The sequence below is a fragment of the Curtobacterium sp. MCSS17_005 genome, from assembly GCF_003234225.2.
Taxonomy (GTDB): domain Bacteria; phylum Actinomycetota; class Actinomycetes; order Actinomycetales; family Microbacteriaceae; genus Curtobacterium; species Curtobacterium flaccumfaciens.
The window spans coordinates 2,842,387-2,856,534 of the sequence record NZ_CP126258.1 but is presented as its reverse complement, the minus strand read 5'-3'; the positions used below and the strand labels follow the sequence as shown (position 1 = coordinate 2,856,534).

General features: G+C 70.2%; 14 protein-coding genes. 8 read left to right on the top strand and 6 right to left on the bottom strand.

Annotation, left to right across the window (positions count from 1 at the left end; all coding sequences use genetic code 11):
• Positions 1 to 253 precede the first annotated feature (253 nt).
• Positions 254 to 1,123 (top strand): hypothetical protein, encoded by an 870-nt coding sequence (locus DEJ20_RS13645; RefSeq protein WP_146245511.1) that lies wholly within the window; start codon positions 254 to 256, stop codon positions 1,121 to 1,123.
• Between the two features lie 218 nt (positions 1,124 to 1,341).
• Here the strand turns inward: DEJ20_RS13645 and DEJ20_RS13640 are convergent, their stop codons facing one another.
• Positions 1,342 to 1,791, bottom strand: coding sequence for a MarR family winged helix-turn-helix transcriptional regulator (locus tag DEJ20_RS13640; RefSeq protein WP_111236649.1), 450 nt, complete (start codon positions 1,789 to 1,791; stop codon positions 1,342 to 1,344).
• A gap of 62 nt (positions 1,792 to 1,853) precedes the next feature.
• Between DEJ20_RS13640 and DEJ20_RS13635 the strand changes: the two genes are divergently transcribed.
• The 3 genes from DEJ20_RS13635 (at position 1,854) to DEJ20_RS13625 (ending at position 4,259) form a co-directional block, all read left to right on the top strand.
• On the top strand, positions 1,854 to 2,222 hold the full coding sequence (locus tag DEJ20_RS13635) for a VOC family protein (protein ID WP_111236648.1): 369 nt from the start codon (positions 1,854 to 1,856) through the stop codon (positions 2,220 to 2,222).
• Positions 2,223 to 2,359: 137 nt separating this feature from the next.
• Entirely contained in the window at positions 2,360 to 3,763 is a 1,404-nt protein-coding gene (locus DEJ20_RS13630) for an LLM class flavin-dependent oxidoreductase (protein WP_220035036.1), read from the top strand.
• 4 nt (positions 3,764 to 3,767) lie between these two features.
• Complete coding sequence (locus DEJ20_RS13625) at positions 3,768 to 4,259, top strand: GNAT family N-acetyltransferase (protein ID WP_110862263.1); 492 nt, start codon at positions 3,768 to 3,770, stop codon at positions 4,257 to 4,259.
• Positions 4,260 to 4,265: 6 nt separating this feature from the next.
• On the opposite strand, the gene DEJ20_RS13620 is transcribed toward DEJ20_RS13625, so the two are convergent.
• The 4 genes from DEJ20_RS13620 to DEJ20_RS13605 form a co-directional block, all read right to left on the bottom strand.
• On the bottom strand, positions 4,266 to 5,033 hold the full coding sequence (locus tag DEJ20_RS13620) for an SGNH/GDSL hydrolase family protein (RefSeq protein ID WP_084740901.1): 768 nt from the start codon (positions 5,031 to 5,033) through the stop codon (positions 4,266 to 4,268).
• A gap of 153 nt (positions 5,034 to 5,186) precedes the next feature.
• A complete protein-coding gene (locus DEJ20_RS13615) occupies positions 5,187 to 6,116 on the bottom strand; it encodes an acetamidase/formamidase family protein (RefSeq protein WP_111236647.1) in 930 nt (309 codons plus the stop codon).
• A complete protein-coding gene (locus tag DEJ20_RS13610) occupies positions 6,113 to 7,519 on the bottom strand; it encodes an APC family permease (protein ID WP_111236646.1) in 1,407 nt (468 codons plus the stop codon). Before DEJ20_RS13610 ends, DEJ20_RS13615 begins: the two co-directional genes overlap by 4 nt.
• A 111-nt stretch (positions 7,520 to 7,630) precedes the next feature.
• Positions 7,631 to 8,536 carry a proline iminopeptidase-family hydrolase gene (locus DEJ20_RS13605; RefSeq protein WP_228513218.1) on the bottom strand — a complete coding sequence of 302 codons (906 nt, stop codon included), beginning with the start codon at positions 8,534 to 8,536 and terminating at the stop codon, positions 7,631 to 7,633.
• An 86-nt stretch (positions 8,537 to 8,622) separates the two neighbouring features.
• Between DEJ20_RS13605 and DEJ20_RS13600 the strand changes: the two genes are divergently transcribed.
• Positions 8,623 to 9,354 (top strand): FadR/GntR family transcriptional regulator, encoded by a 732-nt coding sequence (locus DEJ20_RS13600; protein WP_111236374.1) that lies wholly within the window; start codon positions 8,623 to 8,625, stop codon positions 9,352 to 9,354.
• A gap of 70 nt (positions 9,355 to 9,424) precedes the next feature.
• On the opposite strand, the gene DEJ20_RS13595 is transcribed toward DEJ20_RS13600, so the two are convergent.
• Positions 9,425 to 9,988, bottom strand: a complete 564-nt coding sequence (locus tag DEJ20_RS13595) for a VOC family protein (RefSeq protein ID WP_111236373.1) — start codon at positions 9,986 to 9,988, stop codon at positions 9,425 to 9,427.
• A 261-nt stretch (positions 9,989 to 10,249) separates the two neighbouring features.
• Here DEJ20_RS13595 and DEJ20_RS13590 point away from each other — a divergent pair, with 261 nt between their 5' ends.
• The 3 genes from DEJ20_RS13590 to allB all read left to right on the top strand — a co-directional run bounded on the left by DEJ20_RS13590 (position 10,250) and on the right by allB (position 14,113).
• On the top strand, positions 10,250 to 11,815 hold the full coding sequence (locus DEJ20_RS13590) for an NCS1 family nucleobase:cation symporter-1 (RefSeq protein ID WP_111236372.1): 1,566 nt from the start codon (positions 10,250 to 10,252) through the stop codon (positions 11,813 to 11,815).
• Between the two features lie 160 nt (positions 11,816 to 11,975).
• Entirely contained in the window at positions 11,976 to 12,740 is a 765-nt protein-coding gene (locus tag DEJ20_RS13585) for an aspartate/glutamate racemase family protein (RefSeq protein ID WP_111236371.1), read from the top strand.
• Positions 12,737 to 14,113 (top strand): allantoinase AllB, encoded by a 1,377-nt coding sequence (gene allB, locus DEJ20_RS13580; protein WP_111236370.1) that lies wholly within the window; start codon positions 12,737 to 12,739, stop codon positions 14,111 to 14,113. Before DEJ20_RS13585 ends, allB begins: the two co-directional genes overlap by 4 nt.
• Positions 14,114 to 14,148 lie beyond the last annotated feature (35 nt).

Here is a 14,148-nt window from a genome sequence, read left to right as displayed (position 1 = left end):
GTTAGCAATAAAATGGAAGAAGTATTACTGGCAGTTGTTATGATTCTTATTGAATCTGGTTTCTTTGATTACATCGGATTTTGGAGCCGTTCGACTTGGGCTCAAATTTACACGACGATTCGGAGAATCGGTAAATGTTTCCGCAAAGTAGCTCGATGGGTCTACGACAGATGGAAAATCTGAAATTTGGTAGGGGTTCATTGGTCGTCCAGATCATTGAGCCCCTTCTCTCTTTGTCCGCTACGCTCGTCGCGTGGATGAGGAAGCGGTCGAAGACAAATTGGTGGAACTCGGTCGACGCTGGCGTGTCGCTGTAGACGCGTACCTGCCAACAACGGCGGTGTTCCCAGCTGCCGGCACTGCGTATGGGCACGACATGGCTCGGATCGGTCCGGTTGACAGCGATCTTGTTCCCGGCGTCGTCGCCTCAGCCAAGCTCATGGCCGCGTACGACTCTGCACGGGCTCTGAGTATTCTCTGGACTGCTCGCCACGTTCACCTGCATGCCGACTACGCGCTGCTTCGGAGTGTCCTCGAGAACGCCGGCGTCGCCTGGTGGCTCTTGCAAAGTGACGCCAGTCAGGACGAGCGATTGAGGAGGGCATACCGCGTCGTCGGCGACGACCTACGCAGTGCACTCGGCAGAGAGAACTTGGCCGAGAGGCTGGCGATTACTCTTCCGATCCGAGTTCGGCACCACCGGGAGGCGAACGCCGTCAAACGAAGAATTTCGGAGATAGAACGAGCGATGCGCATGCTGGGGCGCGGAGGTCTACCTGAGGTCAAAAAGTGGGAGCGGTTTGAGATGCTGACCGAGGTGTTGCTACCGGCGCAAATTCACCATCGGAAGCTGGTACCAGACCTGGCTTTCACCTGGCCCTGGGGGATGCTGAGTTCACTTGCTCACGGTTCAATGACGAGCATGATGGGCGTATCGAACGTCGTCGAGGTAGACGGACAACATGTTGTGCACCTGAACGTCGACAACCTTTTCATGTTCGCCCGTTTGACATCTCGCCTGCTGCTATCGGCGGCACAAGGTTGGTATCGGTACACGGGTAGCTCGCCCCTGCCGGGGCCGGGACTTACCGTGGGTGACGACGTGCTATTTGACCAGGCTTGATTCCCGGGACGTCATCCACCGCGCGAGCCTCGACCGCATTGCCGAACACCACACGAGCGTCGAAGCGTCCGATTCGGTTGATCGAGGCTTTCTTGCCCTTCGCAGGTCGCTGGCAAATGAGTTGGCGGCGTTGCGGGCGGGGCCCGCGTAAACCTTCGCCCACTCGCCGCCGTCGTTCTTGGCGAGGATGTCGATTCGGGCAATGGGGCCCGGCGTGATCAGCCCTCACTGCGGAGTGACGTCACCATGCTCCGCAGGATCTGACGTGCCTCGGTCTGCTGGTCTGCGGTCAGATCGGCGAGCATCCGCTGCTCGACCCCGCGGATCGCCGCACTCGCCTGCGCCAGGCTCCGTCGCCCGCTGTCGGTGAGCTGGGTCGGGAGCGCCTTGCCGACCGACGGTTCGGTGGCACGGGTGACGAAGCCGTCCCGCTCCAGGGTCTGCAGCAACACGTTCATCGACTGCCGGGTGACGAAGGTGCCCCGCGCGAGTTCGGAGTTCGACAGGCCGGGGCGCTGTGCGAGCAGTTCGAGGCAGGAGTAGTGCGTCACCGTCATGCCGAGCGGGCGCAGGACGGCCTCCATCGACGCGCGGAGGGCGCTCGCGGTCTCCTTGAGCAGGTAGCCGATCGACGTCTCGAGGTGGATGCCGGTGTCGTCTTGACGCATGTCAGTAGTCTGACATAGCTTGTTCTGTGTCAGAAGACTGACACATCCCGAAGGAGCATCACATGACCGTCACCGGCCCCGACTTCATCTCCCTGCAGACCCGCGACCTCGACGCTTCGCAGGCGTTCTACGAGCGCTACCTCGGCCTCGTCCGCTCGCAGGCCGGCCCGCCGCACGCCGTCGTGTTCGAGACCACGCCGATCGCCTTCGCCCTGCGCGACCTGGTGCCCGGCACGGACCTCGACGCGCTGGCGCAGCCCGGCATCGGTGCCGCGATCTGGCTGCACGCGACGGACGTGCAGGCGATCCACGACGCGCTGGTCGCCGACGGGCACCGGATCGTCTCGGCGCCGATCGACGGCCCCTTCGGTCGGACGTTCACGTTCGCCGACCCCGACGGCTACCACGTCACGCTCCACGACCGCGCCTGAGCCCTGGAACCGGCCACGCGCCCGGCGCGGGCGACGCGGCGGACGCGGGGCGGGCCTCCAGGCCGGTGCCGGAGCCGACCGTCACGCTTCGTCACGATCCGTGACGGTCGCAGGTGTCCGACGTAGCGTCTCGAACCGTGACCACCAGCAGCGAGCACCGGCAGATCCGCTTCAACGCGTTCGACATGAACTGCGTCGCGCACCAGTCCTCCGGACTGTGGCGGCACCCCCGCGACCGGTCGCGGGACTACCGCGACCTGACCTACTGGACGGACCTGGCGAAGACGCTCGAGCGCGGGGCGTTCGACGGCATCTTCATCGCCGACGTCCTGGGCACCTACGACGTGTACGGGGGCTCGAACGAGGCCGCGCTCCGCACCGGGTCGCAGGTGCCCGTGAACGACCCGATCCTGCTCGTGTCGGCGATGGCATCGGTGACCGAGCACCTGGGCTTCGGCATCACGGCCGGCACCGCGTACGAACACCCGTACCCGTTCGCCCGACGCATGTCGACGCTCGACCACCTGACCAAGGGGCGGGTCGGCTGGAACGTCGTCACCGGGTACCTGCCGAGCGCCGCTCGGAACATGGGCCAGACCGACCAGCTGTCGCACGACGACCGGTACGACGTGGCGGACGAGTACCTCGAGGTCCTCTACAAGCTGTGGGAGGGCTCGTGGGAGGACGACGCCGTCGTCGCCGACCGCGAAGCCGGGGTCTTCACGGACCCGGCGAAGGTGCACCCGATCGAGCACCACGGCACGCACTTCGACGTGCCCGGCATCCACCTGTCCGAACCGTCCGTGCAGCGCACGCCCGTCATCTACCAGGCGGGTGCGTCACCGCGCGGCATCCGCTTCGCCGCGGAGAACGCGGAAGCGGTCTTCGTGGGCGCACCGACCGTCGAGCAGCTCGCGTCGACCGTCGCGAAGGTCCGGGACGCCCTGGAGGCAGCTGGTCGCGACCGGTACGCCGCCCGCGTCTACACGCTGCTCACCGTGATCACGGACGCCACCGACGAGCTGGCCCAGGCGAAGTACGAGGACTACCTGTCGTACGCGTCGGAGCTCGGTGCGCTGGTGCTCAACTCCGGCTGGATGGGCGTCGATCTGTCGCAGTGGGACCCGGACCAGCCCCTCGGCGACGTCGAGTCGAACGCGATCCAGTCGGCGGCGGCGAACATCGCGGCAGCGACGGGGGAGGACGGGTCGAAGTGGACGATCCGTGACCTGGCGCGGCAGACGGCGATCGGCGGGCTCGGCCCGGTGGCGGTCGGTGGGGGAGCGACCATCGCCGACCGGCTGCAGGAGATCCAGGAGCTGACCGACGTCGACGGCTTCAACCTGGCGTACGCGGTGACCCCGGGCACGTGGGAGGACGTCATCGAGTTCGTCATCCCGGAGCTCCGCGCCCGTGGGGCCTACCCGGAGGAGTACGAGCCGGGATCGCTGCGCCAGAAGCTGCACGGCCGCGGGGACCGGCTGTCCGACGAGCACCGTGGGGCGTCGTTCAGGATCGGGAGCCGGGCGGTCGTAGGCTGATCGGGTGATCGAGTCGTCCGTGGTCGTGCGTCCTGCGACCCCGGACGAGACCGACACCTGCATCGACCTGTGGGCCGCGGCCGTGGCTGCCCGTGACGGTGCCGCCGAGGACCCGGCGGTGCGGGAGCGCGCGCGGCAGAAGTTCGCGGCGGAGCACGTCGCCTGGTTGGTGGCCCCCGGCCCCGACGGTGCGGTCGACGGCTTCGTGCTCGTGACGGCACCGGGCACCGGTCGGTCGACGGACCCGGCGGACGCCGCCTACCTGTCGTTGCTCGCGGTGCGCCCCGGGGTGCAGGCCCGCGGGGTCGGACGGTCGCTGCTGTCCGAGGCGGTGCACGACGCCCGGGCTGCCGGACACCCCCGCGTGGTGCTGCACGTGCTCGGCGACAACGACCGGGCGGTGCGGCTGTACGAGGCGGGCGGCTTCGTGGCGACGGGCGACGAGTTCGCGCACGCGCTGAGCGGGGTCACCACCCGCGTGTACGTCGCGGGCTGACGCTGGCTACGCGTCCTGACCGCGCACCGGCGTCCACGTCGGGTAGGTCGCCGAGCGCCCGTCGCCGGACGACGTGCGGGTGATCCGGCGCTGGACCCACGGCAGGACGTACTCGCGGTAGTAGCGGAGTTCCTCGCCCAGACGGGTCCGGGCGGCACCGGGGTCCGCGGGCTCGACCGGCGCGGGGCCGTCCAGGACCGCGTGCAGCGCCAGGTCCGCGACGCGCTGGTGCCCGGTGGCGTTCATGTGCAACCGGTCGTCCGACCAGAACTCCGCACGGCGCAGGTGCGGGTCGCGCGAGACGTCGACGAACGGCAGGCCACGGCGTCGGGCGAGCGTGCCGAGCGCTTCGGCCCAGGCGTCACCGCGGCGGTTGATCAGGGAACCGAGGGGCAGGCGGGCGCTCGGGTCGGCCGGGCTGAGGAGTGCCAGGCGTGCGCCGGTGGCCTCGACGCGGTCGGCGGCGGCCTCGACCTGCCCGATCAGCGCGTCCACCTCGAAGCGCGGGCGCAGCAGGTCGTTGCCGCCGGCGCAGAAGGTGATCAGGGTCGGCGCCGGGTCGAGCGCGAGCGCGGCCTCGAGCTGGCCGTCGAGGACCCCGGCGAGCAGTCGGCCGCGCACCGCGAGGTTCGCGTACGAGACGTGGGCGTCCGAGGCTCCCGCCATCGCGCTCGCGAGTCGTCCGGTCCAGCCGGGGAACGGAGCGGGTCCGGCGTCGCCGATGCCCTCCGAGAAGCTGTCGCCGATCGCGACGTAGCGGATGGTGTCGTGCATGCGCCCATCATCGTGCACACGCCTGTGCAGGTTCCCGGCACGGCTGCCGCGAGCTTCGTGCGTTTCGTGCGCTTCGTGAGCAGAAATGGTCGGGTCACCGTTCGGCACCCGACCATTTCTGCTCACGAAGGGCTCGTCATCCTCAATGAACCCTCACAGCACCGCCTTCGGCACCCGGTGCAGGGTGACCGCACCGACGGCGGCGAAGGGGTGCAACGGGTCCGGGTCGGTCGAGCCGGTCGGCCCGCCGAGCTTCGAGTCACCGACCGCACTGAGCACCGCGTAGGCGTCCTCGGCGGTCCAGCCGTGCTCGTCGACGAGGAACGCGAAGGCGTCCTCGTACCCGCGCCGGACGCTCCCCTGCACGGGGTCGCCGAGGCCGACGAACAGCCAGTCGTCGGCGGTCTCGATGCGGGGTGCGCGGAGCACCGGGCCGCCCTTGACCAGGTCGACGGAGACGATCGCGGTGCCCTGGGCCTCGATGGCGACGAACGACGACTCGCCCTCGGCCATGAGCGCGTGGATGTCGCCGATCGACAGCAGCGCACCGGGGACCCGGACGGGCAGGGACACCGTCGAGCCGGGGCGGGCCTCGGTGACGTCCATGTTGCCGCCCTCCGGGTAGGCCGGCATGATCGTCGAGTTCTCACCCTCGGCCGGGGCCGTCCCGATGCACCCGATCATCGGCCGGACGGGGAACCGGTGCCGGTCGGACACCTGCACCGTGCCGTCCGAGATCGGGCAGCGGCGGGCGAAGACCCGGTCGCCCATCACGTGCTGCAGGGCTCCGGAGCCGGGCAGGGACACCGACCACCCGTGCGTGGTCAGCTCGATGGCGTGGATGGTCACCACGAGGGTGTCGCCGGGTTCCGCCCCCTCGACGAACACCGGGCCGGTCACCGGGTTGATCGGTGCCTGCAGCTGCGCCATGTCGTGGTGCTGGTCGAGTTCGGCGTAGACGGCGTCGGTGGTCTCGAAGCCGATGGTCTCGCCGGTGCCGGGGCGGACCCGCAGCACGGGCTCCCGGTCGGCCGAGAACCCGGGGCGGCCGAGGGTGTTCGGCAGGAAGTGGTCCGGGGTCATCGTGCGTCCTCCGTCGTCGGTTCTGCTTCCGAGCCGACCTCGGTGGAACGGCCGGTGCGTCGGTAGTACAGGAACACGGCCGCGCCGACGATCAGCCAGATGATCCCGCCGACCTTCGCCTCGACCGCGGCGTTGAGCAGGACGTACCCGATGATCAGGAACCCGACCAGCGGCACGACCAGGTGCAGCAGCCAGTTGCGCGACTTCCCCTTGACGACGTGGTGCACGAAGACGGACACGTGCAGGAGCATGAAGCCGAACAGCGCGCCGAAGTTCACGAGCGACGAGATCGTGTCGATCTGCCCGACGAAGAACAGCACCAGGATCGCGGAGAGCACCGAGACGACGATGATCGCGTTCTGCGGCACCTGGCGCCCGTTGAGCTTGTGCAGGAACGCGGGCAGCTGACGGTCGCGGCTCATCGAGAAGAGCAGGCGGCTCGTCGCGGCCTGTGCGGCCATGTCGTTCGCGATGCCGACGGCGAGCACGTTGACGGCGAAGAACGCGGTCGCCCACCCGCTCGACGAAGCCTGCTCGACGATGGTGAAGAAGGCGTTGCCGGCCTCGCTGTCCGAGAACGAGTCCCGCCCCGCGGCCAGGGCGGATGCGAGCCAGGTCTGCAGGATGAACAGGAACGCCACGATGACGAGCGCCAGGATCATCGCCGTGCCGGCTCCGCCACGACGGCCGGTGGACTCCTCGGACAGCGTCGAGATGCCGTCGAAGCCCAGGAAGCTCAGCACCGCGATCGACAGGGCCGAGGCGATGAGCGGCGCCGACACCTTGGCAGGGTCCCAGATCTGCTCGGTGCTGAAGGACGCGTCGGGGATCGTGCCACCGGTCAGCGCGACGATCGCGATGACGACGAAGATCGCGACGAAGACGAGCTCGATGAGCAGGAAGATGCGGTTCGCGAGCTTGAGCGAGGACACCCCGGCCAGGTTGATGACGGTGTTGATCGCGACGAACACGAGTGCCCACAGCCAGCGGGGCGTGCCCGGGAAGATGCCGACCATGCTCTCCGCGGCGAACACGTAGAGCAGCGTCGGGACGAGCAGGTAGTCGAGCAGGATCGCCCAGCCGGCGAAGAACCCGGCGGTGGGGTGGATGCCGCGGCCGACGTACGAGAACACGCTGCCGGCGAGGGGGATCGACTTCGCCATCTGCGCGTAGGCCAGCGCGGTGAAGATCATCGCGACGAGGCCGACCAGGTACACCAGCGGCACCATGCCGCTGGAGGCGTTGTAGACGGTCCCGAAGATCGCCCAGGGGGCGATCGGGACCATGAAGACCAGGCCGTAGATGAGCAGGTCGGTGGTGCTGACGGAGCGCTTGAGCTCCTGCTTGTAGCCGTAGGCCTCGAGCTGCTGCTGTGCGGAGAGCTCACTGTGCTGCTGCGACATGTCGGGTTCCGTTTCGGGTGGAGGGACGGGTGCGGCGGTGGGGGTGGGGACTGTTTGCCTGGAGGCGCGGGGCGGGCCCGTCCCGCGCCTCCAGGGAAGGTGGTGGCCGGGTCAGGCGTCGTCGTGCGCGGCCAGGAAGGCCGCGACGACCCGGCGGAACTCCGCCGGCTGCTCCAGGTGCGAGCAGTGGCTCGCGCCGGGGAAGACGTGCTGCCGGACGTCGGCGATCCGCTCGACGAACGGCGCCCACGTGGCGGGCGTGGCCTCGTCGTGCTCGCCGGCGACGACGAGCGTCGGCACGGCGACGCGGTCGAGCCGGTCGACGATGGTCCAGTCACGCATCGTGCCGATGACGTGGAACTCGTTCGGGCCGTTCATCGTGTGGTAGACCGTCGGCTCGCGCTCCATCTGCTCCTCGGAGTCGACGAAGTCCTGCGGCATCGGGACCACGCGGCAGACGTGCCGCTCGTAGAAGACCTGCGTCGCCGCAAGGTACTCGGGGTCGTCGACGGTGCCGGCCGTCTCGTGCCGGGTCAGGGCGTCCTGCACGTCGGCGGGCAGCTGCGCGCGGAGCTCGGCGGCGCCGTCGACCCAGAGCTGCATCGACGCGGGGGAGTTGCAGATCGCCAGCGAGCGGAGGCCCGCGGGCTGCTGCACCGCGATCTCGGCGCCGAGCATGCCGCCCCACGACTGCCCGAGCACGTGGTGGTCGCCGAGCCCGAGGTGCTCGACCAGGGCGGCGTACTCGTCGACGAACAGCTGCGGCTGCCAGGTGTCGACCGGCGCGTCCGGGCGGTGGCTGCTCCGGCCGCAGCCGAACTGGTCGTGGTGGACGACGGTCCGGCCGGTCTCGTCGGCCAGGGCCGCGAGGTTCCGGAGGTAGTCGTGGGCCATGCCGGGCCCGCCGTGCAGGACGACGAGGGGCAGCGCGCCCGCGACCGGGGTGTCGGGCGTGGTGACCCGGTACCAGGTCTCGCCGTCGCGGAACGGCATCGTGGATTCGGTGATGCTGGACATGGGGGTCAGCATGGAGCGGAAAAAGGTCCCACGCAATACCTTTTCTGCTGCCTTAACGTGGTCGTAACACCGCGAAGGGGGTCCGTGTGTCCGATCGTGCGACCGAGACGCGCGTCGACGAGATCGAGGACCGCCTCGTGACCGCCGTCGCCGTGGGGGAGTACCTGCCCGGCGCGAACCTGCCGCCGGAACGCGAACTGGCCGGCCTGCTCGGCGTCGCCCGGGTCACCGTCCGGGGCGCGATCGCCCGGCTCGTCGAACGGGGGCTGCTCGAGACCCGTCGAGGCCGGGGCGGCGGCACGTTCGTCCGCACCGAGTGGCCGGACAGCTCATCGGACGCCGTCGGGCGGGTGCTGCTCGCCCGGTGGGAGGCGATCCAGGACACCGCCGACGCCATCGCGCTGCTGCACGGGGCGCTCGCGACGGCCGCCGCGGAACGGGTCACCCCGGAGGACACCGCTCTGATCCGTGCACGGCTCGAGGTGTTCCGCGGCGCCGCCTCGGGCCTCGAGAAGCAGCAGGCCGACGCCGTGCTGCACCGGACGATCATCGACGCCGCGCGGAACGACGCCCTGCGGACGGCGCTCGCCGGGTTGGAGGCGCAGATCTCCATCGCCGCTCCGGCGCACCTGTGGGGCACGGCCGAGGGCATGGCGGAGATGGAGACCCGCGCGCTCCGCGAGCACGAACTGTTGGTGGACGCGGTGTGTTCGGGGCGGGCACCCGAGGCGGGCGTGATCGCCCGGCAGCACGTCGGGATCGACGTCGAACTGCTCGAACGGGCCGTGCGGCGGACGGGGCAGGTGCCCCGACACTGAGGGGTCGTCTGTCGGTCGGTGTGTTGGTTATCTGGTCGGTCGGTCGGTCGGTCGGTGCGGCGGTCGGTCGTCAGTGCACGGCGGGTGCCGGCACCGGGTAGACGTCGTCCGGCATCGGCCACGGCGCCCACTTCGGCCGCGGCGCGTACACCAGGTACGGCTGCGGCGTCGGGTAGCTGACGAGCTCGAGCGTCGACCCCCACGGCGTGCGGGTGTACACGAACCGGTTGCCGGCCCCCGCCTCGTCACCACGCAGGTCGCGCGGGTCGGAGTTCCGGGTCCCGCCGGCTGACTCGACCCGGGCGAGCGTCTCGTCCAGGTCGTCGGCGTACATCGCCAGGTGCTGCCACCCCAGGTCGGACGGGTGTGCGGCGTTCCGCTGCTCGGGCCCCAGGTACTCGAACAGCTCGAGCCCCGGCCCCTCCGGCAGCGCGAGCATCCGCATGGCCCCCTGCGCCATGGTGCTCGGGATGCCGAGGTAGCCGTGCGCCTCGGAACTGCTGTTCGGCGTCTCGTCACGACGCCGCATGTCGTACAGCACGACGGCGTCGAACGCCGCCTCGAAGAACTGCGTGACTGCGTCGATGTCCGGCACCGTTACGCCCACGTGGTCGATCCTGATTCCCCTGCTCATGGTCGATTCGTACCACCGGCGGTCACCGCCGCTCGGGTCGGGGCGGGGTCCGTGCGGGGTCGGTGCCCATCGATGCGGCAAGCCGCAGCGCGGCTCCGGGCGCGGTCGGCGCCGGTCTCGATCGCCGTTCCGGAACGGTCGTTCCAGGACGGGGTGCGGGACACACGACCGTTACACGAGGGAAACGGCGGGGGCGAAGTCGCTCCGTAGCTTCGTGCTCAAGCACGCACCGCCCCGCTTCCCACTCCCTCGGAGGACGCCATGGCTACCGACATCGCGACACCAGTCGCCGCGCCCCACGCCCCCACCACGACCGCCGCTCCCGCCCCAGCGGGTGCCGGTGTCGTCAAGCCCGGGTACGACCCGGCGCTCACGAACGAGGACCTCGCCCCACTGCGCGAGCAGCGCTGGACGAGCTACAACTTCTTCGCCTTCTGGATGTCCGACGTGCACTCCGTCGGCGGCTACGTCACCGCCGGGTCGCTCTTCGCCCTCGGCATCGCGAGCTGGCAGGTGCTCATCGCCCTGGTGGTCGGCATCCTCATCGTGCAGGTCTTCGCCAACCTGGTCGCGAAGCCGTCGCAGCGCACCGGTGTGCCGTACCCGGTGATCAACCGCGCGGTGTTCGGGGTGCTCGGCGCGAACGTCCCCGCCATCATCCGCGGCCTCATCGCGATGGCCTGGTACGGCGTGCAGACCTTCCTCGCCGCCCAGTCGCTGAACATCATCTTCCTCAAGTTCATCCCCGCGTCGGCGGGGCTGCTCGACCACTCGTTCCTCGGGCTGTCGGCCCTGGGCTGGATCTCGTACGCGATCCTCTGGGTGGCGCAGGGCGCGCTGTTCTGGATGGGCATGGAGGCGATCAAGCGGTTCATCGACTGGGCCGGACCGGCGGTCTACGTGGTGATGATCGTGCTCGCGGTCTACCTGGTCAGCCAGGCGGGCATCGGCAACATCTCGTTCACCCTGTCGGCCGGCGAGCCCCTGTCGTTCGGGGCGTCGATCCCGGTGATGCTGTCCGCGGTCGCCCTGGTGGTCAGCTACTTCTCCGGCCCGATGCTGAACTTCGGTGACTTCTCGCGCTACGGCCGGTCGTTCCGCGCGGTCAAGCGCGGCAACTTCTGGGGGCTGCCGATCAACTTCCTGTTCTTCTCGGTCCTGACGGTGCTCTGCGCCAGTGCGACGGTGCCGGTGTTCGGCAAGCTCATCACCGACCCGATCGAGACCGTGCAGGCCATCGGTGCCCCGTTCGCGATCCTGCTCGGCGGCCTGACGTTCGTCACCGCGACCGTCGGCATCAACATCGTGGCGAACTTCATCAGCCCCGCGTTCGACTTCTCGAACGTGGCACCCCGGAAGATCTCGTGGCGGGCCGGTGGCATGATCGCCGCGGTCGGCTCGGTGCTCCTCACGCCGTGGAACTGGTACGGCAACGACCAGGCGATCCTGTACACGCTCGGGGTCCTCGGTGCGCTGATCGGCCCGCTGTTCGGCATCCTCATCGCGGGCTACTACATCGTCGGCAAGCAGCGCATCGCGATCGACGACATGTACTCCACGAGCCGCACCGCGCGGTACTGGTACCGCGGCGGGTTCAACCCGAACGCCATCTGGACCCTCGTGGTCACCGGCGCGATCTCGGTGGCGAGCGCGGTCCTGCCCCCGGCACTCGGCGTGCTGCCGTGGCTGGCGAGCTACAGCTGGTTCATCGGGTGCGGCCTGGGCCTCGTCGTCTTCTGGGCGCTCGAGCGTCTCCGACCGAGCATGCCCGTGCTCGACGCGGACGACCCGTCGGTGGACGACGGCGCGGCCGTCGGTCGCGCCTGACCACCGGCGTCGCGGCCCGTCCTCCACAGGGCGGGTCGCGGCGCTCGGTCGTCCACAGATCCACACCACGGCCGGGAGGCCCGCCCCGCCCCCGCCACGATGGTCACCACCCAGCACCACCGGTTCCACTCGCTCCACTCGCTCCACCGGAAGGACCCCGATGCGCATCCGCGTCGTCAACCCCAACACCACCGCGTCGATGACGCGGGCGATCGGCGTCGCGGCCCAGGCCGTCGCCGCTCCCGGCACGCTGGTCGAGGCGGTCGAACCCTCGATGGGGCCGGCCTCGATCGAGAGCCACTACGAAGAGGCCCTGGCCGTGCCCGGGCTGCTCGAGCAGATCGCCCGCGGCGAGCAGGACGGGGTGGACGCGTTCGTCGTCGCCTGCTTCGGGGACCCGGGGCTCGACGCCGCACGGGAGCTCGCGACGGTGCCGGTGATCGGGATCGCCGAGGCCGGGTTCCATGCCGCCGCGATGCTCGGCCGCCGGTTCGGCGTCGTCACCACCCTGGCGCGGACGACCGGCCGCGCCCACGAGCTCGCCCACCGCTACGGCTTCGCGCCGCTCGTCACCGAGGTCCGGGCGTGCGAGGTCCCGGTGCTCGAGCTCGACGACCCCGCGTCCGGAGCGCGGGCGCTCGTGATCGAGGAGTGCCGAGCGGTCATCGACGGGGGAGCCGACGCCGTCGTGCTCGGGTGCGCGGGCATGGCCGACTTCTGCGCCGAGGTCTCGCTGGCGATCGGAGCGCCGGTCGTCGACGGCGTCGCGGCGGCCACGGTCCTGGCCGAGTCGCTCGTCCGGCTCGGCCTGTCCACGGGCAAGCGCGGCGAGTACGCCCTGCCGCCGGTGAAGGCGATGTCGGGGCTGCTGGCGGGCTTCGAACGCCACCCGGCGGCGGTCGCGACGGCCGGGGCGGGCGCGTGACGGGCCTCCCGGCGGGCGACACGGCAGACCTGGTCGTCCGCGCGCAGCGAGCCTGGGTCGACGGCACGTTCCGCCCGGCCGCGGTCGTCGTCCACGACGGCCGGGTCACCGGCGTCCTGCCCGTCGACGCGGTCGTCGACGCCGTGCAGGACCACACCGTGCCGGCCGGGCAGGTGCTGCTCCCCGGACTCGTCGACACCCACGTGCACGTCAACGAACCCGGCCGCACCGAGTGGGAGGGCTTCGCGTCCGCGACCCGTGCCGCAGCGATGGGCGGGGTCACGACGATCGTGGACATGCCGCTCAACTCGATCCCCGCGACCACCACGGTCGAGGCGCTCACCCTCAAGCGTGCGAGTGCCGAGGGCCGGGTGGCGGTCGACGTCGGGTTCTGGGGCGGCGCGGTCCCCGCGAGTCTCGGGTCGCTCGACGCCCTGCACGACGCCGGCGTCTTCGGCTTCAAGTGCTTCACGGCGCCGAGCGGTGTCGACGAGTTCCCGCACCTCGACCACGAGCAGCTCCGCGCCGCGATCGCCGAGGTCGCCCGGATCGACGCCCTGCTGATCGTGCACGCCGAAGACCCGGAGCACCTCGTGCCGCACCGGGCGCTCGGCGGTCGGTACGCCGACTTCCTGGTTACCCGGCCCGTCGCCGCCGAACGGTCCGCGATCGCGCAGGTCATCGACGGCGCGCGGGCGACCGGTGCGCGGGTGCACGTGCTGCACCTGTCCGACGCGGGCGCGCTGCCGATGCTCCGTGCGGCGAAGGACGACGGCGTCCGGATCACGGTCGAGACCTGCCCGCACTACCTGTCGTTCGAGGCGGGTACGATCCCGGACGGCGCGACCGCCTACAAGTGCTGCCCACCGATCCGTGACGACGCCAACCGCGACGCGCTCTGGGCCGGCGTGCTCGACGGCACGATCGACCTCGTCGTGTCGGACCACTCGCCCTCCACCGCCGACCTGAAGACCGACGACTGGGGCCTGGCCTGGGGCGGGGTCGCCGGCCTGCAGGTCGGATTCCGGGCGGTGTGGACCGAGGCCGAGCGCCGAGGGATCCCGCTCGAGGCGCTGCTGCCGCTGTTCACGACCGGTCCGGCCGCCCTGGTCGGGCTGCGCGACCGCGGGGTGATCGCTCCCGGTGCCCTGGCGCACTTCGCCGTGTTCGACCCGTCCGCCGAGTCCGTCATCGACGTCGCCGGGCTCGAGCACCGCAACCCGGTGTCCGCGTTCGACGGGCTCCGCGTGCGCGGCAGCGTCACCGAGACCTGGCTCCGCGGTCGTCGCATCGCCACGGCCGGTGGCGGCGTGGTCGGCGTCGAGGGGCAGCTGGCCGGACGACCCGTGCTCGCGGCGGAAACGCCCCTGTAACGATCGTTCCGGTATCGTCGGATCAGGAACGGAAG

Excerpts from the sequence above, each read along its gene's own strand:
- DEJ20_RS13620 (WP_084740901.1), bottom strand. The coding sequence starts at position 5,033 with ATGCACGACACCATCCGCTACGTCGCGATCGGCGACAGCTTCTCGGAG.
- DEJ20_RS13610 (WP_111236646.1), bottom strand. The coding sequence starts at position 7,519 with ATGTCGCAGCAGCACAGTGAGCTCTCCGCACAGCAGCAGCTCGAGGCC.
- DEJ20_RS13615 (WP_111236647.1), bottom strand. The coding sequence starts at position 6,116 with ATGACCCCGGACCACTTCCTGCCGAACACCCTCGGCCGCCCCGGGTTC.
- DEJ20_RS13595 (WP_111236373.1), bottom strand. The coding sequence starts at position 9,988 with ATGAGCAGGGGAATCAGGATCGACCACGTGGGCGTAACGGTGCCGGAC.
- DEJ20_RS13605 (WP_228513218.1), bottom strand. The coding sequence starts at position 8,536 with ATGTCCAGCATCACCGAATCCACGATGCCGTTCCGCGACGGCGAGACC.
- DEJ20_RS13640 (WP_111236649.1), bottom strand. The coding sequence starts at position 1,791 with ATGCGTCAAGACGACACCGGCATCCACCTCGAGACGTCGATCGGCTAC.
- DEJ20_RS13585 (WP_111236371.1), top strand. The coding sequence starts at position 11,976 with ATGCGCATCCGCGTCGTCAACCCCAACACCACCGCGTCGATGACGCGG.
- DEJ20_RS13635 (WP_111236648.1), top strand. The coding sequence starts at position 1,854 with ATGACCGTCACCGGCCCCGACTTCATCTCCCTGCAGACCCGCGACCTC.
- DEJ20_RS13590 (WP_111236372.1), top strand. The coding sequence starts at position 10,250 with ATGGCTACCGACATCGCGACACCAGTCGCCGCGCCCCACGCCCCCACC.